The sequence below is a fragment of the Methyloglobulus morosus KoM1 genome (assembly GCF_000496735.2).
Classification (GTDB): Bacteria; Pseudomonadota; Gammaproteobacteria; order Methylococcales; family Methylomonadaceae; genus Methyloglobulus; species Methyloglobulus morosus.
The window spans coordinates 1-21626 of record NZ_AYLO01000082.1 but is presented as its reverse complement, the minus strand read 5'-3'; the positions used below and the strand labels follow the sequence as shown (position 1 = coordinate 21626).

17 protein-coding genes and 1 other RNA gene are annotated in these 21626 nt (G+C 48.0%); 12 read left to right on the top strand and 6 right to left on the bottom strand.

The features are described 5' to 3' along the window. The first annotated feature begins 32 nt into the window (after positions 1–32). Both MGMO_RS10620 and MGMO_RS10615 read left to right on the top strand, forming a co-directional pair. On the top strand, positions 33–1754 hold the full coding sequence (locus MGMO_RS10620; protein WP_200922730.1) for an ABC transporter ATP-binding protein: 1722 nt from the start codon (positions 33–35) through the stop codon (positions 1752–1754). 57 nt (positions 1755–1811) lie between these two features. Continuing rightward, entirely contained in the window at positions 1812–3101 is a 1290-nt protein-coding gene (locus MGMO_RS10615) for an alginate export family protein (RefSeq protein WP_023495051.1), read from the top strand. 399 nt (positions 3102–3500) lie between these two features. Here the strand turns inward: MGMO_RS10615 and MGMO_RS10610 are convergent, their stop codons facing one another. Beyond that, entirely contained in the window at positions 3501–5147 is a 1647-nt protein-coding gene (locus tag MGMO_RS10610) for a SulP family inorganic anion transporter (RefSeq protein ID WP_023495050.1), read from the bottom strand. A 621-nt stretch (positions 5148–5768) separates the two neighbouring features. Between MGMO_RS10610 and MGMO_RS10605 the strand changes: the two genes are divergently transcribed. From MGMO_RS10605 to MGMO_RS10595, 3 genes are all read left to right on the top strand, one after another. Next, entirely contained in the window at positions 5769–6494 is a 726-nt protein-coding gene (locus MGMO_RS10605; RefSeq protein ID WP_023495049.1) for a DUF2490 domain-containing protein, read from the top strand. A gap of 273 nt (positions 6495–6767) precedes the next feature. Further along, positions 6768–8192, top strand: a complete 1425-nt coding sequence (locus tag MGMO_RS10600) for a sensor histidine kinase (protein ID WP_023495048.1) — start codon at positions 6768–6770, stop codon at positions 8190–8192. Then, positions 8189–9574, top strand: coding sequence for a sigma-54-dependent transcriptional regulator (locus MGMO_RS10595; protein WP_023495047.1), 1386 nt, complete (start codon positions 8189–8191; stop codon positions 9572–9574). The genes MGMO_RS10600 and MGMO_RS10595 overlap by 4 nt, the downstream gene beginning before the upstream one ends. A gap of 27 nt (positions 9575–9601) precedes the next feature. Here the strand turns inward: MGMO_RS10595 and ssrS are convergent. The 3 genes from ssrS to MGMO_RS10580 all read right to left on the bottom strand — a co-directional run bounded on the left by ssrS (position 9602) and on the right by MGMO_RS10580 (position 10325). Next, positions 9602–9780, bottom strand: a non-coding RNA gene (gene ssrS / locus MGMO_RS10590) — 6S RNA. A gap of 21 nt (positions 9781–9801) precedes the next feature. Continuing rightward, positions 9802–10101, bottom strand: coding sequence for a cell division protein ZapA (locus tag MGMO_RS10585; protein ID WP_023495045.1), 300 nt, complete (start codon positions 10099–10101; stop codon positions 9802–9804). After that, positions 10098–10325, bottom strand: coding sequence for a TIGR02449 family protein (locus tag MGMO_RS10580; RefSeq protein ID WP_023495044.1), 228 nt, complete (start codon positions 10323–10325; stop codon positions 10098–10100). The genes MGMO_RS10585 and MGMO_RS10580 overlap by 4 nt, the downstream gene beginning before the upstream one ends. 160 nt (positions 10326–10485) lie before the next feature. Between MGMO_RS10580 and MGMO_RS10575 the strand changes: the two genes are divergently transcribed. The 4 genes from MGMO_RS10575 (at position 10486) to MGMO_RS20340 (ending at position 14460) form a co-directional block, all read left to right on the top strand. Further along, positions 10486–11019, top strand: a complete 534-nt coding sequence (locus MGMO_RS10575; protein ID WP_023495043.1) for a UPF0149 family protein — start codon at positions 10486–10488, stop codon at positions 11017–11019. A gap of 14 nt (positions 11020–11033) precedes the next feature. Next, a complete protein-coding gene (gene pepP / locus MGMO_RS10570; protein ID WP_023495042.1) occupies positions 11034–12344 on the top strand; it encodes a Xaa-Pro aminopeptidase in 1311 nt (436 codons plus the stop codon). After that, positions 12344–13576, top strand: a complete 1233-nt coding sequence (gene ubiH / locus MGMO_RS10565; protein ID WP_023495041.1) for a 2-octaprenyl-6-methoxyphenyl hydroxylase — start codon at positions 12344–12346, stop codon at positions 13574–13576. The genes pepP and ubiH overlap by 1 nt, the downstream gene beginning before the upstream one ends. 215 nt (positions 13577–13791) lie before the next feature. After that, a complete protein-coding gene (locus tag MGMO_RS20340) occupies positions 13792–14460 on the top strand; it encodes a hypothetical protein (protein WP_235557268.1) in 669 nt (222 codons plus the stop codon). A gap of 74 nt (positions 14461–14534) precedes the next feature. Here the strand turns inward: MGMO_RS20340 and MGMO_RS10555 are convergent, their stop codons facing one another. Then, a complete protein-coding gene (locus MGMO_RS10555) occupies positions 14535–15878 on the bottom strand; it encodes a sigma-54-dependent transcriptional regulator (protein WP_023495039.1) in 1344 nt (447 codons plus the stop codon). Further along, positions 15875–17446 (bottom strand): sensor histidine kinase, encoded by a 1572-nt coding sequence (locus tag MGMO_RS10550; protein ID WP_023495038.1) that lies wholly within the window; start codon positions 17444–17446, stop codon positions 15875–15877. Before MGMO_RS10550 ends, MGMO_RS10555 begins: the two co-directional genes overlap by 4 nt. A gap of 185 nt (positions 17447–17631) precedes the next feature. Here MGMO_RS10550 and sucC point away from each other — a divergent pair, with 185 nt between their 5' ends. From sucC to MGMO_RS10535, 3 genes are all read left to right on the top strand, one after another. Beyond that, positions 17632–18801 (top strand): ADP-forming succinate--CoA ligase subunit beta, encoded by a 1170-nt coding sequence (gene sucC / locus MGMO_RS10545; protein ID WP_023495037.1) that lies wholly within the window; start codon positions 17632–17634, stop codon positions 18799–18801. Then, entirely contained in the window at positions 18798–19667 is an 870-nt protein-coding gene (gene sucD, locus MGMO_RS10540) for a succinate--CoA ligase subunit alpha (protein WP_023495036.1), read from the top strand. The genes sucC and sucD overlap by 4 nt, the downstream gene beginning before the upstream one ends. A gap of 213 nt (positions 19668–19880) precedes the next feature. Next, positions 19881–21518, top strand: coding sequence for an NAD+ synthase (locus tag MGMO_RS10535; RefSeq protein WP_023495035.1), 1638 nt, complete (start codon positions 19881–19883; stop codon positions 21516–21518). Positions 21519–21626: the final 108 nt, after the last annotated feature.

The following is a 21626-nucleotide window of genomic DNA, read 5'->3' as shown; positions in this document are numbered from 1 at the left end:
CATCTGTCATCCCGTTGACGAACTACCTAAAAATGAACGCAATGAACCAGACGATCGAGGCATCAGTGTCTCTTCCTTTGTTGGAATTGAAAAACGTCTGCAAATCATACGGGGCGGGAAACACCAAGACATCTGTTTTGCATAATATCAACCTGCGTATCAAAGAAGGTGAATTCATCGCTATTGTCGGTTTTTCAGGCAGCGGTAAAACCACCTTGATTTCAACCATAGCGGGGTTGATCCAGGCCGATAGTGGCGACGTATTGAAACAAAACAAGGTCATTAATGCGCCTGGCCCGGATCGTGGCGTGGTATTCCAAAATTATTCCCTAATGCCTTGGCTTACCGTGTATGAAAACGTTGCGTTGGCAGTCAATGAAATATTTAAGGATTGGCCTGCCGCCCAACGCAAAGCCCATACCGAAAAATATGTCAGAATGGTTAACTTGGGCTCGGCAATGGACAAGAAACCTGCCGAACTGTCTGGCGGTATGCGGCAACGGGTCAATGTGGCACGAGCACTGGCTGCCAATCCCGATATTCTGTTGCTGGACGAGCCGCTCAGTGCGTTGGATGCGTTGACACGGGGGATGTTGCAAGACGAAATCCTGCAAATTTGGGAACAAGAGAAAAAAACCGTCATCCTGATTACCAACGATGTCGATGAAGCCATCTATATGGCAGATCGGGTGATTCCCCTTAATCCTGGGCCCAATGCCACCTTGGGGCCGGATTTCATAGTCAACATCGATCGTCCCAGAAACCGCACTGAACTCAACCATAACGAGGTGTTCAAGAAATGCCGCGCCGACATTACCCAGTATTTGATGGATATCGGTATGGAAAAGGCACTATCAGACGGGCAAACCCAAACCAAGCTCCCGAATGTCCGTCCTAACACCAGTAATGATTGGAGCCTGGATCGTTCTGCGTTAAAGCCAGTTAAGGAAGATGCGGGCCGACCCAATTACCGCTACCTGGAGTTTTCGCAAATTGCCAAAACATACCCCACGCCTGACGGCAACAGCACTACCAAAGTGGTCGATGGTTTTGACCTAAGGGTCAAAAAAGGCGAATTTATTTCCATCATAGGACACTCCGGCTGTGGTAAGTCTACCGTGCTATCCATGGCCGCTGGATTAAACTCAATTTCGGAAGGGGCAATATTCCTTGATAACCGCGAAGTATATAGCGCAGGCCCTGATCGTGGCGTGGTTTTCCAGGCACCGAGCCTGTTTCCCTGGTTGACGGCATTTGCTAACGTCATGTTAGGTGTCGATAAGGTCTATCCCCATGCCACTAAAGCGGAACGGGAAGATATTGTCGAATATTACCTAACCCGAGTTGGCTTGGGTGATTCCCTGCAAAAAAAGGCCGCCGACATGTCAAATGGGATGCGCCAGCGCGTGGGGATTGCCCGAGCGTTCGCATTGTCGCCTAAGTTGCTGTTACTGGACGAACCGTTCGGCATGTTGGATTCGCTCACCCGCTGGGAATTACAGGAAGTCTTGATGGAAGTCTGGGAACGCACCCATGTAACTGCGCTTATCGTGACGCATGACGTGGATGAAGCCATCTTGTTGGCAGATCGTGTCATCATGATGACCAATGGGCCACACGCCAAAATTGGTAAGATTGAAAATATCGATTTACCCAGGCCGCGTTCACGGAAAGCCCTGTTGGGCCATCCAGATTATTATAAATATCGGGAGAGTATTTTGCGGTTTTTGTCTGACTGCGAACATTCGCACTAGCGGTTAATTTACTATTTAATTTATAAAATATGGCTTTTGCAGCCAAGGGGAATAGCTATGTCAAAATTTAGTACACTTACACTGGCGATTTCGATATCGTTAGTTTTCGTCAGCACTGCGACTTATGCAGTCGGGGTGACCCAATCCGTTGAGGATGCACTGAATTTTTATCATTATGGCAATAAGGGTGCAGTAAAGGTTGACCTTAATTACCGTTATGAGAATGTCAACCAAGATGACGTGACCCAAAATTCTACACTCAGTCCGCCCCCGAGAAACCCTGACACCGCCAACGGCAATACAGTACGTTTGCGTTTCGGCTTATTGTCGCCAGTGTTTTACGGTTTCCAAGGTTATGCGGAATACGAGGGCAACCTTGCCATCCAGGAAGATTACAACAGCACCCGCAATTTCAATACGAAACATTCCACTATTGCCGACCCGGACAAAAGCGAACTCAACCAATTTTGGTTAAGCTATAACGGAATCCCAGACACGCTAGTCAAAGGGGGGCGGCAACGCATCAAATTCGACGATGACCGCTATATCGGCAACGTAGGTTGGCGGCAAATGGAAACCACATACGACTCGGTGTTGCTTACCCATACAAGCCAGCAGCTATTTGGCCTTGTGATTAATGCGGGTTATATTGGGAATGTACAAACTTTTACATCCACGCAAGAAAATATCAATGCCCCAATCTTAAACGTAAACTATAAAGTCGGCGATTTCGGCAATGCGATTGGCTACAGTTATTGGTTGGATTATGTCGAAAAAGAAAACTATGAAAAATCCAGTGCGACTTATGGCTTACGTTTCACCAATTGGTTAAAGCCCGGTGACTCCTATAAAATTACTGATAAATTAGGGGTTATGTATACTGCTGAATGGGCGTATCAACAGGATTACGGTCATGGGAAGACCGGTTATCACGCAAATCGATACAATTTTATGGGTGGCTTGACGGCGTTCAATGTCACTTTGCAGGGCGCTGTTGAACAACTTGACGGTTATGGCCTAAACAAGACCTTCGACACCCCGCTAGGGACTAACCATGCTTTCCAAGGTTGGGCGGACTTATTTTTGGTTACCCCCGCTAACGGTATTCGTGATGTATTCGGCACCGCGCATGTCATGCTTAACCGGGGGAATGTCATCCTGACCGGTGTCTACCATGATTTCAGCGATGACACGGGCAAAAAACACTATGGTGACGAATGGGACTTCCAGGCCCTATGGAAAATCGACAAACATTATTCGGTCTTGGCTAAGTACGCTTATTACAATGCCGACAAGTTCAATACCGACACCCAAAAAATCTGGGTGCAGGGGAATATCAGTTTTTAAGAACCTGAAGTTAAATTCATAAATACTTTTGGCATTGATAAGCCCATTAAAAAAGAAAATCCATTTAAATCTGTCCAATCAAAATGTAGGCCGGGTTGCTAAACCCGGCAAATGTATAATTAAGTTACAGGTCAGGCTGGATTTCGTACCTTAATCCAGCCGACATTGGCATGGGCGCATGTTTTTCTGCAACGATGGTGTACGTAATAATTAAAGGTGACGAGTAGAATGGCGTAGTCCCTACCGTTGATGGCCATCGAAAGCAAGTCGCCCGCCTTTCACCCAACGTAGCGGCACAAATCTTAAGGAACCAGAAGTGAGGGTTGTTTGCGCCACTTTAGTTCTATGCATCACAAAAAAAGCCATATCGTCCCCTTATGGGTCGATATGGCCCATAAATCAAACCAAGTTTTTCTTACGTGCAGCCAGCGGGTGATCAGAATACGGTTTATGGTCGTCCAATCCGACTATAGTGCATGTCCCGCCATTGTGAGTATATTCATTACTAAAGTCGTGGATAAACTCCATAACGGTGTGGTCGATCAATTCAGCTTCGGACAGGTCAAAGAATACCGCCTTTTTTTTTGGCAACTCAGATAACATACTTTTTAAGGTGATGAAGTTGGAGAATACCGCCGCGCCACTGATCGCTATATGGTAGGTGTTGTCTTCGGTTTGTTTGACGTGGTAAGCCATTGAGAAGAGATTGCCCAATTTCACGCCACGGGCTATATGCATCAGGAGTTTGACAGCGATCCCAATCAATACGCCGACCAACAAATCGGTAGCCAAAATGCCTATTATGGTTACTACGAACAAAATAAAATTATCTAAACCAACGGCCATCGTCTTCCCAAATTCTTTCGGTGAAGCGAGACGGAAGCCTGTGAATACCAACAATGCCGCCAAGCAAGCAAGCGGAATTTCGTGTATTAACGTTGGGAAAAAGGCGACAAATATCAATAGGAACGCGCCATGGAAAAAATTGGCCCAGCCAGTCTTGGCGCCGTTGTTGACATTCGCGGAACTACGGACAATTTCCGCTATCATGGGCAAACCACCAATCATGCCAGAGAAAAAATTACCGATGCCAACGGCGGTCAAATCCTTATTCAAATTTGAATTTCGCTTGTAAACATCAAGCTTATCTACCGCTGAAGCACTTAATAAGCTTTCCAAGCTACCGACCAACCAAATGGTTACGACGGCTTCCCAAAACTCCAAGGTCGGAACTTTGGAAAAATCGGGAAAGTAAAATCCTGACATAAAGTGTTCCGGTACTGACACCAAAAAGGCAGGCCCAAGGGTAAATTCATGGTGTGGTAAAAACTGGAAATCTGGCAAGAACATATAGTTATGGACGTGGTCCAGGTCGAAAACCCGTTCCAAGCACAAACCTAGCAGCACAACCAACAAGGGCGCAGGAATCATTTTTAAGGTCTTATTTTTAATAAATGACCAGAGGATCAACAATGCCAGGCCTGAAAGGCCAATGATTGTTACTTCTGGATTGAATTCAACAATGGAATGCGGGATTTCGCCAATTATCCCAAACAAAGACTTGGCCGCAGGCTTTACACCCAGCAGGGTGTGAATCTGTTTTGCCATGATGATGATCCCGATTGTCGCCAACATGCCGTGGACGACGGAAGAGGGGAAAAATGCACTGAGTTTTCCGGCTTTGAATACGCCCAACAAAATTTGTAAAACGCTTGCAAAAACGATAGCCGCCAACGTAAAACGGTAGCCCGCCATTGCGTCGCCTTCTCCCAGGGATTGCACGGCATCGACGATCACCACAATCAATCCGGCGGCAGGCCCGTTGATGGTGACAAAAGAGCCATTAAGCCTGGAAACCACCAAGCCGCCTATAATAGCGGTGATAATGCCTGCCATTGGGGGGAAACCGGAGGCCATAGCAATACCTAAACATAAGGGCAAAGCAATGAGGAATACCAAAAAACCGGACAATAAATCGCTACGCCAATTTTCGATAAGGCCGGGGACGCCAGTTTTAGGCAGCGAAACTGATACGGGATTGGACATGAACGACTCCTGAGATAGATGTTTTACTTAAAGATGGCTGTTATGGTTAAGCAATACCTATGCCAGACTGGTTTATTCACATAACATGCTTATTTTTCTAGGTATTTAGTGCACAGTTGCTCGCCGTGAAAGTTTATGAATCGGCCAATGGTTCAAATAAACCCATTTAATTGGTTTATTTAAACCAATTTGCTTTACCCGCCGAGAAGTCATCCGTTATTACGATGCAACATTTAACGTCCAACTTTTTTTTGTTACGCAGACGCTGCTTTAAATTTCTAAGAGTCTCCCATGCCTCTCAAAGAGGGCAAGGGCGATGTATATAACTGATTAATTTTTATTAAAATTCGGGTGAACAAAAAATGTGCTGCTTGAATTTTTCTAGGCTATTTGCAGCTCACAGACCAAATCAAAATGACAGAAATGGCCTTGCCCTAAAGCTTAGGTAACACTCCTGAAAATCGATATGGCACGACTAATGCTTTGTCATACAGGGATGCCCAAGCTTTATTGAATATTCCCGGCTCTTGATGAAATGCACTCAAAATATTAGTCCAAAGATTGCAACCAAAGTAAGAGGTTTAAAACAAGTAAACATTAGAAAACAATGAGATCATCGATATGTTTAAGAAACAAATAAAAACATTAGGTATAACTATAGCGGCTGTGAGTACCCTTGGCGCAGCGACACCCGCCCTTGCGGTGGACGATTTACTCCAGGATGCCGGTAGTTGGTTGCAAATTGTGGGCGAAGGCAGCTTGGGAGTGATCGACCCAAGGCTGCAAAAGGGCCGTGTCTGGTTGGAAGGCCAATCTCGTTTCGATGACAATTGGGATCATTGGTATCAAGGCATGGTGCGGGTGGCGGCAGGTTATTCGCTTAGCGACCGCGCCACGATTTGGGCAGGCTACACTTGGCTGCCTACACAAAATGTTGGCAAGGCCTATGTCGCCCAACAAGATGTGTGGCCCGCTTTCCGCTATGTGTTGCCCACCGACATCGGGACTTTCATGTTCAGGACGATGGTCGAAAGCAACTTCCTGCCGGGCAATAATAGTGAAGTCCGGGTACGCCCTCGCCAGATGGTTCGATTCATGCATCCTCTGGAATTTGAACCGCGTTTAAGCCTGATCGCTTGGGATGAATTCTTCGTGCGAGTCAATTCGACACCCACTGGTGGCCAGGCTGGGTTCGATCAAAACCGCGCCTTTGCCGGTCTCGGCTGGACTTTCAACAAAAGTTTTCGTGCCGAAGCAGGATATTTGAACCAGTACCTGGACGATGCGACACATACGAATAACACCATGCACCACTTAATTATGGGGTCTTTGTTCATCAATTTCTAATTTGCCTTATAAACCAAAAATGTTTAAAAACTGATTTTCATAGGTTTCAGGGCAGCATTCACGTCTGACTTATATATCCCATGCGAATTTTCTGTTTAATTGTTCTTGTGATTATTACGATCCTTGAAATCGGCCCAGTTCCTTTAACTCCCTTAGTGTTAATCTGGGTGGTGTTGTTTCGCCCCCTATGGTTCTATAAATTGGTGCTTAAAATATATGGCAAGATATAGTTATTTATTCAATGAATTGTGAGTTATTTAGGTATTACCCTTTATGCATAAGATACTTTACCGCCCGATAATTGTTATCAGTTTGGTGTTAGGCATGTTGGTCATGGTGGAATTGCTTGCTTTAGGCAGCATTACTTGGCGCAATTTGAGTCGGATCGACAAAATCAAGCAGGACATTAGCCAAGGGCATGAGCTTGAACAATTGGTTTTAGACCTGCTCAAAGACCCAGTGCTAATTTCAGGAGAGAAAATTAACCCAAGCCTAGAAAATACCGAACTGCATAAAAAAATCACCCATTTTTTTGCGAACAGGGACATCGGAGAAAACGGTACGGAGGCGTTGTTGGATGAAATCAAACCCTTCCTACTGAACATCGAACAAGGTAAACGCCAGGACATCTCCCAAGTTCTTTCGGTTTCGCAAAAAATATTTAACCTACAGCGTAGCAATGAAGAAAAGCTGTTGACCCAGGTCTATGAAGACAGTAGGTTGGAGTTGAATTTTGCCGTGGTGATCCCGATCGCTGTGCTGCTGCCCGCCTTTTTGCTGGGCATACGGTTTTTTAGGAGACAAATCTTATCCCCGCTCAATTCGTTGGAACAATTGCTGAAACGTCTGACTGACGGTGAAATGCAACCCATAGAAGACCGTAAAGATCCGTTGATGCAGCCGTTGTTCAGCAGTTATAACCGACTAATTCGACGTTTGGCGGAACTGGAAGAGGAACACGTAAGCCACACCCAAACCTTGGAACGAGAAATACGTCAGGCTACCCACGCCTTACTTGAACAAAGCCATACGTTGGCGCGTTCAGAACGTCTGGCGGCGGTGGGTGAACTCGCCGCCAGCGCGGCGCATGAACTGCGAAATCCGTTGGCAGGTATCCAAGCTGCGCTCGAAAACATGTGCGGCGAATGTACGGATCCGAATATTACCGAACGATTGCCGTTAGTGAGTACAGAAATCAAGCGCCTGACTAATCGCCTTAACGATTTGCTGGCGTATTCCAAACAGCAGCCGGAAACAGCCAAAGTGATTAATATTTCGAAACTTGTGGCCGATCTTCTAACCTTATTGAAATATCAGGTACATGAAAACATAAAATTGATTTACTCGATTCCGCCCAATTTACAATCCCTGTTGCCGGAAACTGAATTCCGTCAGGCCTTGCTCAACTTGTTATTGAATTCTGCCCAAGAACTCGGCAAACAAGGCGGAACCATCAACTTAACTATTAACAAGCAGGCAGACAGCTTGAAGGTTGAGGTGTATGACAGCGGACAGGGTTTTCCAGAGAATTTGCTGGAACAAGGTGTCCGCCCTTTCGCAAGTTACCGCGAACACGGGACGGGGCTGGGTTTATCCATGGTGTTGCGGTTTGCCCGTTCGTTGGGCGGCCAGTTAAGCCTAAAAAATGACAGCCAAGGTCATGCTTGTGCGACCCTTATTTTACCGGCGGGTGTATGAAAGATTGCTTATTGATTATCGAAGATGAAGCTTTGTTGGGCAATGAATTGGCCCGATTTTTCCGTAAGCAACACTGGGATGTCAGTGTCGCTGTTGACATTAAAAGCGCTCGGCAATTTCTAAACGGGCAGGATGTAGAACCTATCGTAATCCTGTCCGACATGAACTTGCCGGATGGTAATGCCTTGGATTTTTTAGAGCAATCTGGAAGTGGCTTGCCGTATGCTGAATGGATATTTTTGACAGGCTATGGAAGTGTCACCGATTCGGTGCGCGCCTTGCGCCTGGGTGCGTATGATTTCATCGAAAAGCCCTGCGAATTGGACAGGTTACATATGTTGGTGGAAGGCGCCGCCCGGAGCGCCAGGGCGCAACGGCGCTTACAACAAGAAACCAGCCAACATTTCAGCCGTTATAGCTTAGATGCGCTCATAGGCCGCAGCCAGAAAATTCAAATCTTGCGGGACATGTTGAAACAACTGGCTAACGTACCGTTCTCCAGTTTGGTCATCAGTGGGGAAACGGGCACGGGCAAGGGCTTGGTGACGCGTATTTTGCATTACTCAGGCAATCGTGCCAGCAAGCCCTTGGTAGAGCTTAACTGTGCCGCCATCCCCAAGGATTTACTGGAATCCGAATTGTTTGGCTATGAAGCCGGGGCGTTCACAGGCGCAAAAAAACGCCATCGTGGCTTATTGGAACAAGCGGACACCGGAACGATTTTCCTAGATGAAATCGGCGAATTGGATTTGGACTTGCAAGGCAAGCTGCTTAAGGCGGTGGAAGAATTAAAGTTCAGGCGTTTGGGCAGTGAAAGTACGGTTGAAGTTGATGTCCAGATTATTGCCGCCACCAACCGGGACTTGCTGGGAAAGGTCAAGAGCGGAGAATTTCGCCAAGACCTGTACCATCGTCTCAGCGTGTTAAACATCCATATTCCGCCTTTGCGGGAACGGATTGAAGATTTGCGTGATTTGGTGCCGCAATTTGTTGCCGATTGCAATATCAAAACCGGAAAAAATATCAAAACAATTCCCGACAGCGTGTGGGATCAGCTTGAATCTTACGACTGGCCGGGTAACATCCGCGAATTGCATAACATCGTCGAGCGTTGTGTATTGCTTGCCGACAGCGAGGTGTTTCCGGCGCAATGGTTGCAATTGCCAAATAAAAATGTAGCGGCTGCCGTTGTTGCCAATGACGGCATGTTTATTCCGTTGGACGGAAGCCTGTCGTTACAGGATATGGAAAAGGTGATAATCCAAGAAGCCCTCAGCCGTGCCAACAACAATGTCACTGGGGCGGCCCGTCTGTTACGGGCGACACGCGAAACCATGCGCTATCGGGTACAGAAGTACCATCTTAAATACGATCAGGATTGATTGCGAGGCAGGCAAAGTTCGAGGTATGCATCTCCCGCCTGTGCCGTTATGTATTTTCGTCCTTGAACCGAAAGTTCAAGTGGGGACAGGCTCGTTAAATCAGGCTTCTCGTCGAGACGGGCATGCACACCATTAACGGTATTTGCCCCCTGGGTAAAAATAGGTTCAGGAAACACCCAATACACCATCGAACACCGCAGGAGATACAGGGCTATAGTTTACTCTGATTAGTGCTTTTCTAAAACATTTTCGATTTTGTCCATCATGCTCATAAAGCAGTCCTTCCAGCCTTGACTAAAAACAGTGGTTTGATTTTTCAGGGAGTGCAGTTCATGGCTTAAATTAAGCGCCGCCATCACGGCTATCCGTTCGGCATTGCCCACTTTGCCGGAATCGCGCATTTTGCACATTTGCTTATCTAATTCTTGGGCAGAACGGACGAGATTTTCTTGCTCATCGGGTTCACAGGCAATCTTGTATTCTTTCCCCATTATGTTAAGTAACACAGCTGTGTTTTTACCGCTCATGAACCCTGCCCCATCGTTTTCAGTCGTGAAATCATGGCCTCTACCCTGTTCCTGGCGATTGTGGTTTTTTCAAGAAGCTCGGCTTTTTCCCGCACCAACGTCTCCTGTTTGCTTTTTAAGGCTTCATTTTCGGTTTCAACCGTATGGTACAACTCGATGAGCTGATCCAGTTTTTTTTCAAGATCCTTTATCTCCAAGGATTGATAAGGTTCTTTCTCGGTCATGGCTTCACTTGATTTAAGGGGTAGGCTACGGCGGATAGCACGTAAGATAGCCCCTGCAGAAACAAAGGCAATGTATTTGTTAACTTAATAATAAACAAATTTTTGATAAATGGTAGCATAAGCCTAACTAATTCTAGTACAGTTTAGGCACTTGTGCGCTATGTTCTATCAAGACATCAATACAATAATTGTTAAAATTGATGCCGGCCTTTCCGCAGCGGAATCCCACGGCATGGCAGTAGGTATGCTCTGTGTCAATAACCGTACAGGACCAGGGTATTGGTTGAGCGAGTTATTGCATGAAGGTGGGGATGTTAGTGTTGAAGATAAGGCTATCTTAGAAGATTTGTTTGGAGAAACCAGTAGTCTGCTGGCAAGCGATGAATTCACCTTTGAGTTGTTGCTCCCAGATGAAGATGCGCCCCTTAGTGGGCGGATTGAGGCTTTGGGGCAATGGTGTCAGGGCTTTTTGTTCGGCTTGGGTTCAACCTCTGCCACATCTGAGCCAGCAGCAAACTGGTCCGATGATAGTCGCGAAATCGTGAAAGATATTGCCGAATTCACTAAACTTGATGCCGATGCTGAAAGCGAAGATGCAGAGAATGATTTTATGGAAATTACTGAATACCTCAGGGCGGCAGTCATTTTCCTGCACACTGAATTAAACTCAGTTGATGGCCGCACCGTACATTAAATGATCAAGGGCACATGAAACAAAGCGAATTCAAAAAACGCCGCAAACAATTGATGCAGCGCATCGGTAAGGGAAATATCGCCTTATTGGGCAGTTCATCGACAAAAATACGCAACCGTGACGTGCATTACCCGTACCGACAAGACAGTGACTTTTATTACCTGACGGGTTTTTCTGAACCGGATGCGTTGGCTGTGTTTATCCCTGGCCGCGAACAAGGCGAATATATCTTGTTCTGCCGTGAATTCGACGCCACTAAAGCCTTATGGGAAGGCGCGCACGCAGGCCTGGAAGGCGCGACCGGGCATTATCAAGCCGATGACGCGTTCCCCATAGACGACCTGGATGACATCTTGCCCGGCATGTTGGAAAACAAGCACAAGGTTTTTTATCCAATGGGGCGCGATTCCGATCTGGACCATCATTTGCTGGACTGGATCAACCACATCAAAAGCCAGTCCAGGTCGGGGTTGGTTGCACCTGGGGAATTGGTTTCGCTAGAGCATATCCTGCACGAAATGCGGCTTTTCAAAAGTAATGAAGAAATCAAATTAATGCGCCGTGCTGCGGAAGTTTCAGCCATAGGTCACGTCAAGGCGATGCAGGCCTGTAAGGCAGGTTTGTACGAGTACCAAATTGAAGCTGAATTAGTGCACCATTTCATGGTGGAAGGATTGCGGTCAGTTGCTTACCCGTCTATTGTTGCAGGCGGCAAAAATGCTTGCGTCCTTCATTACACGGAAAATACCGATAAGTTAAAAAACGGTGATTTATTGTTAATCGATGCGGGTGCGGAGTGCGACCACTATGCCGCCGACATTACCCGTACTTTCCCCGTGTCCGGTCATTTCAGCGAACCGCAAAAGCAGTTATACCAGTTGGTGTTGGATGCCCAAACCGCCGCTATCGAGCAAATCAAGCCAGGAATACCGTGGCATAACGCCCATGATGCCTCTGTAGAAGTGCTGACCAAAGGCTTGGTTGCCCTGGGTTTGCTGGAAGGCAAAGTAAAATCGCTCATCAAGAAAGAAAAGTTCAAGCAATTTTATATGCACCGCATCGGCCACTGGCTGGGGATGGACGTGCATGATGTCGGCGATTACAAGGTCGAGCAGAAATGGCGCTTGTTGGAGCCGGGCATGGTGCTTACCGTTGAACCGGGCTTGTATATTCCCACCGACTGCCTTACCGTGGATGAGAAGTGGCGGGGTATCGGCATACGTATCGAAGATGACCTGCTGGTTACCGAACAAGGCCACGAAATCCTAACGCATGGAGTACCAAAAACTATTATGGAAATTGAAGCCTTGATGCAGGGAAGATAATGCCACTCGACGGGCAAAATTTTGACATCATTATTGTCGGCGGTGGGCTTGCAGGCAACTGTCTAGCCTTGGCGCTGGGCGGTAGCGGCTTAAAGATTGCTGTCATTGAAGCCAATACTAGGGAGCAACTACTAAATTCGGCTATGGGTGACCGGGCGCTGGCCTTGGCTGCCGGCACTATTGCTACCTTGGAGGGCCTTGGGATTTGGCAAGGCATCGAAGCAAAAGCCACCGCCATTACGGATATACACGTTTCAGATAAAGGCCATTTCGGTAAAGTCCGGTTATCGGCACGAAAACAAAACGTAGCTGCCTTGGGTTATGTCATAACTGCACGGGATATTGAAAGCCATGTAGCAGAATTGGTCGATCAAACCCAGATTACACAAATTCGCCCTGCACGGCTGGTTGGCCTGATGTCGGACAACCATGCCGTCAATGTCAGCATAAAACATAACGACGATTCATTGTGCTGTTCGGCGAAATTATTGGTCGGCGCGGACGGCGGCAACTCGTCCGTACGCAAATTGCTGGACATACCCCAACAAGTCACCGAGTACGGGCAAACCGCCCTGGTTACGACTGTAAAGACCACGCTGCCGCACCGTAATGTCGCTTATGAACGCTTCACCAAATCGGGGCCCTTGGCATTCTTGCCTATCGGGAAAAACCAGTGTTCCGTTGTCTGGACGCGTACCTGTGAAGATGCCGATGCGTTGATGTCGGGCGGCGAAAACGATTTCCTAGAACGACTCCAACAGTGTTTCGGCTATCGGCTGGGGCAACTCACTTTAACCGCGCCACGGCGGGCATTTCCGGTATCCCTCGTTCGCGCTGAACGGATGCAATCAGGAAGGGCGGTGATTGTCGGCAATGCCGTCCATCAACTTCATCCCGTGGCAGGCCAAGGGTTCAACTTAGGTTTGCGCGATGTGGTGCAATTGGTGGACGGGCTACTTAAACACCATGGGTTAGGTGAAGATATAGGTTCAGCAACCTTTCTGGACGATTATGTAACGGCACGCGAACAAGACCACCGCAACACCATCGCTTTCACGGACACGCTGGTGAAGTTGTTTTCCAATGATTGGTTAGCGTTTGCTGCAGCCAGGAATATTGGCCTTGTTGCGTTGGATCATATACCGGTTGCAAAAGCCTTATTGTCACGACACGCGATGGGATTGGCGCAACGACTGCCCAAGCTTGGCAACCGTATTCAACGTGATGGCTAGTGCTTTGGAGCGGCAAAGGGGAAGCGCATCATAAACGAGTCAAAAACAGAAAATATCCATTTAGCATTTAGGTTTTGCTAGGCCTCGCTCGGAGGCATTAACGACCAGAAAAGCTAAAAATACATACCAATTTAAAATTGTTCCGAATTGCGTTTAACAAATTCACTTGCATCTGGTATATTCAGCCACGGCGTTAGGCTTTACGACCAAAATGGATGACGTTAACAGTAAGGGACAGCAAAAATAATATTAATCTTAAAAAGATGGGGGATCGTATGACGGAAGGGTTGTTTATTTTAACCACGTTGTTTGTTGCTTATGTAATTTATGTCATCGTAAATGAAAAGAAAGCGGGAAGCACAAGTTCTAAACCTGCGGCTGCAGCTACTCCGGCTTTACAGGAAGCCGTTGTGACGGAAAAACCAAAGGCCGCTGCCGCAAAACCAGCCGCCGCTAAAAAAGCCCCTGCCAAGGCGGCTGCTGATGCTAAACCCGCCGCCGTTAAACCCGTAGCGGTACAGGAGGCAATCGTCGCTAAACCTGCTGTAGTGGAGGCACCGAAACCGGCAGCCGTCAAACCAGCCACAGTAGCTGCACCGAAACCAGCAGCCGCCAAACCAACCGCTGCCGCACAAAAGCCAGCCGACACACCCGCACCAGAAGCCACCGCCATTAAAGGCACTGGCTTGAAAGATCCGAAAACAGGTGAGGTAGCGACCGCCTACGGCAATTACCGTTTCACCAAGCGCTGGATTAAAGAAGCCTTAGTTTCTGAGAAACTAGTCGACAAGGTTTACAAAAATGACGAATTGAATGCGAGTGTTGAGGCCAAGATAAAGGCGGGTCTCATTAAGCTTGAAGGGATGAAAAAATATAAGCCTTAGCCTTGTGCCAATGAATGGCTAACGCAAACAAATGCATAGGGCTTTGGATAACTTTCTTAAGCCTTGTGCCTTGTTCAGTCTTCCATGTTTAGTTTTTTTAAGCGATAACGGAATGAGCGAAACGTAAGCCCTAATTGCTTTGCAGCCGCCGTTTTGTTCCATCTGTTTTCCTCCAATGCGGTCGTGATTGCTTTACGTTCTATCGCATCCAGATAATCTTCCAAACTTTCTTTAGCAGGATCGTAGTCAGCTTGCTCGGTATCGGTACTATAGGCCCTGTCAACCAGGGGCAAGTTCAGGTCATCCACTTCAATCGTATTGCCATCGTATAAGGCCAACGCACGTTCCAGGATGTTTTCCAGTTCTCGCACATTGCCAGGGAAACGGTAGCGTTGAAGCGCAGCCAATGCGGATGTTGATATTGTTGGTGCATTTTCCTTGCTTAACTTGGTCAATACATGCTCAGCCAGCATTGGAATATCGGTTACCCTTTCCCGCAATGGCGGTAACACCAAGTCAATCACATTAATCCGATAGTACAAATCCTGCCGGAACACGCCGGACTTTACCATGTCGGCAAGATTACGGTGGGTTGCACTCAGCAAGCGCACATCGACCGGGATTTCCAGTTGCTCGCCTACAGGGCGGATTTTTTTTTCCTGTATGGCGCGAAGTAACTTGACCTGCAAAGTCTGCGGTAAATCCGCCACTTCGTCCAAAAATAATGTGCCGCCATCAGCTGCCTGGAACAGCCCTTTTTTGTCGCTTATCGCACCCGTAAAACTGCCTTTCTTATGGCCGAAAAATTCGCTTTCCATTAACTCATGGGGAATGGCACCACAGTTGATCGCAACAAACGGTTTGTCACCGCGTGAGCTTTGTTGATGGATCAACCGTGCCACCATTTCTTTCCCTGACCCTGACTCCCCACTGATATAAACGGGAGCTTGGCTACGTGCCAGCTTGTCAATCCTGGAGCGTATGTCGCGCATGACAGGGGAATCACCCAACAAAGTATTTCGAGTCCGTCGCTCTTTGGGGGTCTCGGGATTAGATAGTTTTAGGGCGCTGTTAATGAGCAGCCTCAATCCCGCCAAATCAATGGGTTTGGAAATAAAATCGAAAGCGCCCTTTTTCATCGCTTGAATGGCTGTGTCCATACTGCCAAATGCAGTGATGACGGCTATGGGTAGCGGTTGGGACAAACCCTGGATGTGGCTGATCAACTCCAAACCATTACCGTCGGGCAGTTTCATGTCAGTCAGGCATAGGTCAAACGTCTTGTCTTCCAGTAATGCCTTGGCGGTTTTAATGTTTTCTGCGGTATGGGTTTGAATAGCCATCCTATTCAGGGTCAACTCCAAAAGTTCCCGAATATCCGGTTCGTCATCGACAATCAAAGCCAGCGGTTTTTTCATATTTCAATGGTGGTAAGGTTGGCATCCTTAAGGCATAGCCTAAAGCAGCTACGATTTCCGTTTGTTAGATAATAACTCAATTTTGCCTGGTTTAATTCGGCCAATTCCCTCGATATATAAAGCCCCAGGCCAGTCCCTTTGGCAGAAGTTGTAAAAAACGGCTCGAACAACTGTTTAAGGTGCTCAGGGCTGATCCCAGGGCCATTGTCTATTACCTCTATGCACGGCCCATATTGGCTGTCCCTCGTCTGGACGCGTATCGCGCCTCGCTCAGGGTGTCCATAACGTAAGGCATTTTGGCATAAATTATCCATAATTTGCTTTAAATGCCCAGAGTCGATAAACCCCCACAACGGCTTGTCGGCCAAAGTAAGTTTAAATTTACCTTCAGCGTCGGCTTGTTCAACATAATAATTACTAAAATAATGATTGATCCAGGGGGCCAAGTCTATTTTTTCACGGGTAGAATCTGTCCTTTTTGAGAGGTTTAAAATATCTTCGATAATCTGGTTTACCCTGCTTGAATTAGTCTTGATGATACTGGTCAACCTCAAGTCTTGGTCCGTTAGCTGCTGGCATTCCGAGAGCAGTTGCCCCGCATGGCTGATGGCGCCTAATGGGTTGCGGATTTCATGGGCAATACTGGCGGTCAATCGGCCTAATGAGACTAGTTTGCTTTGCTGCAAACGTTGATTGTATAGGGCAGTGTCCTCAAGGATAATCATAAAAAAAACTTGCTGGTGAGTCGGCAAAGCAATAAATCGGCACTGGAGTTCAGCCTCTCCTGATAGCCGCAACATAATCACATTATTTTCAGGTGAGATAAGCCAGCATTCAAATGCCTGTGTCAACGTCTCGGATACGCCTTTTAGCTCATGGGGCATAAGGGATAAATTCGCCAACTGCAAGGCCGCCTGGTTTGCCACATGAATTGACTGGTGTTCGTCAACGATAATAATACCAGACTGCAAATGCTGGATAATATACTGGTTGAGCTCTTCCAGCTCGATGATGGTGTGCTGCTGCCGATCGGCAAGCTGCAACATCTGTTCTGAACGTCTTGCCAGCACCACAGACAATAAAGCGATTGCAAAATAGGTGGCGCCCAACATGCCCGCATAGGTAAAATTAGTTTGACGGAACAAATGGTTCTGGGCGGCGTACACTTCGGTTGATAAAATCGCCAAGCTGGCAATGGCTGCAAAAACCAGGGCACATCGACCGCCGATTAACAAGCCGCCCGCCGCTATCGATACCCCTAATAAAATGCCTATGCCGCTGCTGATACCTCCCGATGTGTGCATCAGAAAAACCAGGAATATAATATCCGTAAAGATCAATAACTGAACCAGGGTGCTGTAACCGAAAATCCGCCAGAAAGCCAAAAATCCGAGAATTATGGTAAATAGCAGATAAGCCGAACTACTGTAAGCGTACAAACGGCTATCAAATGAGCCAAGTAAGGACGGCCCAAAACGCATAAAAAATAGCAGCGCAAACGAACAAGCCAGGATAAAGCGGTAGATATAGTAAATATTAAGCAATTGCCAGGCCTGGCTGGCTGGCATCCCATAACCTTTTGAAAAAGGACACGGGTAAATCGTCGTTGCACTCTCGGTGGGTATCATTGTATTTAAGAATTACGTTTTTCAGGGACTTAGCCAGAATTGTCGGTTATCATAACTATAGCCGAAACTTGAGCGATCACACAGCGCACAAACCATACCGCGATAATCAAAAGCAGGAATAATTAATGAATATCCACGAATATCAAGCCAAACAGCTCTTCTTGGACTATGGGATACCCGTCCCTGGCGGCAAGCAAACCGCAAGCCCTGAAAATGCAGCAGACATCACGGAGCTCTTAGGTGGTGAAAGCTGGGTGGTCAAAGCCCAGGTTCATGCGGGCGGTAGGGGCAAGGCGGGTGGCGTTAAGCTTGCCAAATCCGGTGCTGAAGTTGCTGAGATTAGCAAAGCCATGTTGGGTATCCAATTGATTACCCACCAGACAGACGCGGTTGGCTTGCCGGTCAATCAAGTATTGATCGAAAAAACTTACCCTATCGAACGCGAACTGTATCTCAGCCTCTTGGTCGATAGAACCAGCGAACGGATGATTTTTATCGCCTCGGCAGCAGGCGGGATGGATATTGAAGCAGTCGCCCACGAAACCCCAGAGAAAATAGTCACGGCAAAGCTAAGCCCCATAGCGGGCCTGCAAGCCTACCAATGCCGCTTGGTCGCTTATGCACTGGGATTAAAGGGAAAACAACATAAGGCCTTGGAAAAGATCATGCAAGGCATGGTTGATTTGATGTTGGCAAAAGATGCCAGCCAGATTGAAATTAACCCCTTAATCGTAACAAGCAGCGGCGAATTAATGGCATTGGATGCCAAAATTAACTTCGATGATAATGCCTTGGCGCTGCATCCCGACATTTTGGCGCTCAAAGATCCTTCCCAAGAAGATGACAGGGAAAATATTGCCCAACAGTTCGGGCTTAACTACGTCACTCTTGAAGGCAACATCGGTTGCATGGTCAACGGCGCGGGCCTTGCCATGGCGACGATGGACCTGGTCAAGCTCAAAGGCGGCAAACCCGCCAATTTCCTGGATGTTGGCGGCGGCACTAACGTAGAAAAAGTCTGTGAAGCCTTTAAGCTCATCCTGTCTGACAAACATGTAAAAGCCGTGTTGGTGAATATTTTTGGAGGCATCGTCAAATGTGACGTAATCGCCCAAGGTATCTTGGCTGCGGTCAAGGAAGTCCACGTTACCTTGCCCGTCGTTGTGCGTTTGGAAGGGACAAATGTCGAAGAAGGTCGGGCGTTATTAAGCAATACCGGGCTGAATATTTATGCGGCGGATGATTTGGCACACGCCGCCGAACAGGTTGTTGCTTTGGCAGGAGAAGCGGCATGAGCGTTTTGGTCAACAAGGACACTAAGGTTATCTGTCAAGGCTTTACGGGCAAACAAGGCACCTTTCACTCCCAAGGGGCATTGGACTACGGCACTAAGCTTGTGGGCGGCGTTACCCCTGAACGCGGCGGGGAAACTCATTTGGGCTTGCCGGTATTCAATACCGTCCAAGATGCCGTAAGCTCCACTGGCGCAACCGCGAGCATGATTTACGTGCCGCCCTTTTATGCGGCGGATGCCATCCTGGAAGCAGTCGATGCGGGTATTAAGCTGATCGTCTGCATCACCGAAGGTATCCCTATCTTGCAAATGCTACGGGTTAAAGCCGCAATCGCCAGTACCGATGCCTTATTGATCGGCCCCAACTGCCCCGGCATCATTACGCCGGGCGAGTGCAAAATCGGCATCATGCCGGGCAAAACTCATCTTCCTGGCTCGATTGGCATCGTCTCACGATCCGGCACATTAACGTATGAATCCGTCCATCAAACCACCCGCGAAGGCTTGGGCCAAAGTACCTGTGTCGGTATCGGCGGCGATCCCATAAGGGGAATGAACTTTATCGACGTACTCAGCCGATTCCAAGCCGACGAACAAACTAAAGGCATCGTCATGGTCGGCGAAATCGGCGGCAGCGACGAAGAAGCCGCCGCCGACTACATCAAAGCCCACGTCACCAAACCCGTTGTCGCCTACATCGCCGGACAAACGGCTCCGCCGGGCAAACGCATGGGCCATGCCGGGGCGATTGTCACCGGCGGCAAAGGCACGGCGGAAGGAAAAGTTGCCGCGCTGAAAGCGGCAGGGGTTGAGGTCGTAAATTCGCCGACGGATATTGGCGCGGCAATCAAGGCTGCTTGTCAATAAGCAATGCAGGAAATAGCCTGTATGAAGTGCAACGTAATATGGGAATTCGGGGGTTTCATCGCGGATGAATAATAGAATTTGATTTTGGTTACAGGCAACACCAAGGATAAACCCAGGTCAACTTAGGCTCGAACGGTGATGTTCAGTCGAAAGAATGTTTGTTTCAAGAGGCTTTCATCTGGGAAAAGAGGGGAATGGAGAAGGCACAATATAATGACTAACGCTGAAGTAACGGGAAGCCTCAAAATCGCCCTGGCCCAAATCAATTTCCTGGTCGGCAACATAGGGGCCAATGTTGACAGCATCATCAAGACGGCAGGTGTTGCCCGTGACGATTTGGGCGCGGACATGGTCGTCTTTCCTGAGCTTATCGTGACGGGCTATCCCGCAGAAGACTTACTGTTCCGTGCCGACTTTATCGAAGAAGCCAATAACGCTATCCACCATATTGCCGAAAGCGTTGATGGTATTGCCTTGGTGGTGGGTTTTCCTGAACTGGCTGACGGCAAGCTTTACAACAGCGCTATTGTACTGCGCGACGGCGTGACCCTAGCCTGTTACCGCAAACAGGCATTGCCCAATTACGGCGTGTTTGATGAACGGCGTTATTTCATCCCTGGCAATCAACCCTGCGTATTCGAGTTTAACGGGTCGTTTATCGGCCTGACGATCTGCGAAGATGTCTGGCAGGAAGGCATCATCGCCGCCAACAAACAGGCTGGAGCGGACATCTTACTAACCTTGAATGCATCCCCGTTCAACTTGGGGAAAATGCACCAGCGTGAAGCAGTCATTTGTTCGCAGGTTAAAGCGGAGCAAATTCCTTTAGTGTACGTCAACCAGGTTGGCGGGCAGGACGAGTTGATTTTTGACGGCGCATCTTTTGTCACCGACGACCAGGGAAGCATCGTTTATCGCGCCGAAGAATTCCAGGAGTATCTGGGCGTAGTGGAATTCAAGGACAACCGGCCCATGCCAAGTACCTGTGTGCCTTTGGATGAAAAAATTGCCAGCGCTTACCATGCCCTCGTATTGGGTATTAAGGACTACGTACGGAAAAACGGCTTTGCTGGCGCAATCCTGGGCTTGTCCGGCGGTATTGATTCAGCACTGGTATTGGCGCTCGCCGTTGATGCGCTAGGTAGTGATAAGGTCGAGGTTGTCCTCATGCCGTCCCGTTACACCCAAGACATGAGTAACGAAGATGCCGTGCTGGAGGCCGATGCGTTAGGGGTTAAATACCATGTGATCCCCATCGAGCCTGCCGTCAATGCTTTCACTGGCATGTTGTCCGACGTGTTTGCCGGCATGAAAAAAGACACCACCGAAGAAAATATCCAAGCTCGTTGCCGGGGTGTAATCTTGATGGCTATATCGAACAAACAAGGCAAATTATTGCTGACGACCGGCAACAAAAGCGAGATGAGTGTAGGTTATGCCACTCTTTACGGCGATATGGCGGGCGGTTTCGCGCCGATCAAAGACGTGCCGAAGATGTTGGTTTACCAGCTGGCACATTACCGCAACTCACTCTCGCCCGTTATACCCGAACGGGTGATAATTAGGCCACCTTCGGCTGAGCTTGCGCCTGACCAAGTCGATGAAGACTCTTTGCCGCCTTATGAAATACTCGATGCTATTCTGGAACGCTATGTGGAAAAAGACCAATCCGCCGACGAAATCATGGTGGCGGGTTTTAGCCGCGAACACGTAACGAGGGCAATCAACCTCGTCGATAAGAATGAATACAAGCGTAGGCAATCACCTCCCGGTATCCGCATTACCACCAGGGCTTTCGGCAGGGATAGGCGTTACCCCATCACTTCTGGTTATAGGGGCATTAAGGGGTAGGTTATTTACCGATCGACAATCGGGTCTTCGCTTTTTTCAATCCATGTATGCACTACAATTGTGCCATCAACCTGCATGTAAGCATCGGTTGGTTGCGTTAATATTTGC

Bases quoted from the DNA above. Each gene is read 5' to 3' on its own strand.
- MGMO_RS10620 (WP_200922730.1), top strand. From the start codon at position 33: ATGAACGCAATGAACCAGACGATCGAGGCATCAGTGTCTCTTCCTTTG.
- MGMO_RS10615 (WP_023495051.1), top strand. From the start codon at position 1,812: ATGTCAAAATTTAGTACACTTACACTGGCGATTTCGATATCGTTAGTT.
- MGMO_RS10610 (WP_023495050.1), bottom strand. From the start codon at position 5,147: ATGTCCAATCCCGTATCAGTTTCGCTGCCTAAAACTGGCGTCCCCGGC.
- MGMO_RS10605 (WP_023495049.1), top strand. From the start codon at position 5,769: ATGTTTAAGAAACAAATAAAAACATTAGGTATAACTATAGCGGCTGTG.
- MGMO_RS10600 (WP_023495048.1), top strand. From the start codon at position 6,768: ATGCATAAGATACTTTACCGCCCGATAATTGTTATCAGTTTGGTGTTA.
- MGMO_RS10595 (WP_023495047.1), top strand. From the start codon at position 8,189: ATGAAAGATTGCTTATTGATTATCGAAGATGAAGCTTTGTTGGGCAAT.
- MGMO_RS10585 (WP_023495045.1), bottom strand. From the start codon at position 10,101: ATGAGCGGTAAAAACACAGCTGTGTTACTTAACATAATGGGGAAAGAA.
- MGMO_RS10580 (WP_023495044.1), bottom strand. From the start codon at position 10,325: ATGACCGAGAAAGAACCTTATCAATCCTTGGAGATAAAGGATCTTGAA.
- MGMO_RS10575 (WP_023495043.1), top strand. From the start codon at position 10,486: ATGTTCTATCAAGACATCAATACAATAATTGTTAAAATTGATGCCGGC.
- pepP (WP_023495042.1), top strand. From the start codon at position 11,034: ATGAAACAAAGCGAATTCAAAAAACGCCGCAAACAATTGATGCAGCGC.
- ubiH (WP_023495041.1), top strand. From the start codon at position 12,344: ATGCCACTCGACGGGCAAAATTTTGACATCATTATTGTCGGCGGTGGG.
- MGMO_RS20340 (WP_235557268.1), top strand. From the start codon at position 13,792: ATGACGTTAACAGTAAGGGACAGCAAAAATAATATTAATCTTAAAAAG.
- MGMO_RS10555 (WP_023495039.1), bottom strand. From the start codon at position 15,878: ATGAAAAAACCGCTGGCTTTGATTGTCGATGACGAACCGGATATTCGG.
- MGMO_RS10550 (WP_023495038.1), bottom strand. From the start codon at position 17,446: ATGCCAGCCAGCCAGGCCTGGCAATTGCTTAATATTTACTATATCTAC.
- sucC (WP_023495037.1), top strand. From the start codon at position 17,632: ATGAATATCCACGAATATCAAGCCAAACAGCTCTTCTTGGACTATGGG.
- sucD (WP_023495036.1), top strand. From the start codon at position 18,798: ATGAGCGTTTTGGTCAACAAGGACACTAAGGTTATCTGTCAAGGCTTT.
- MGMO_RS10535 (WP_023495035.1), top strand. From the start codon at position 19,881: ATGACTAACGCTGAAGTAACGGGAAGCCTCAAAATCGCCCTGGCCCAA.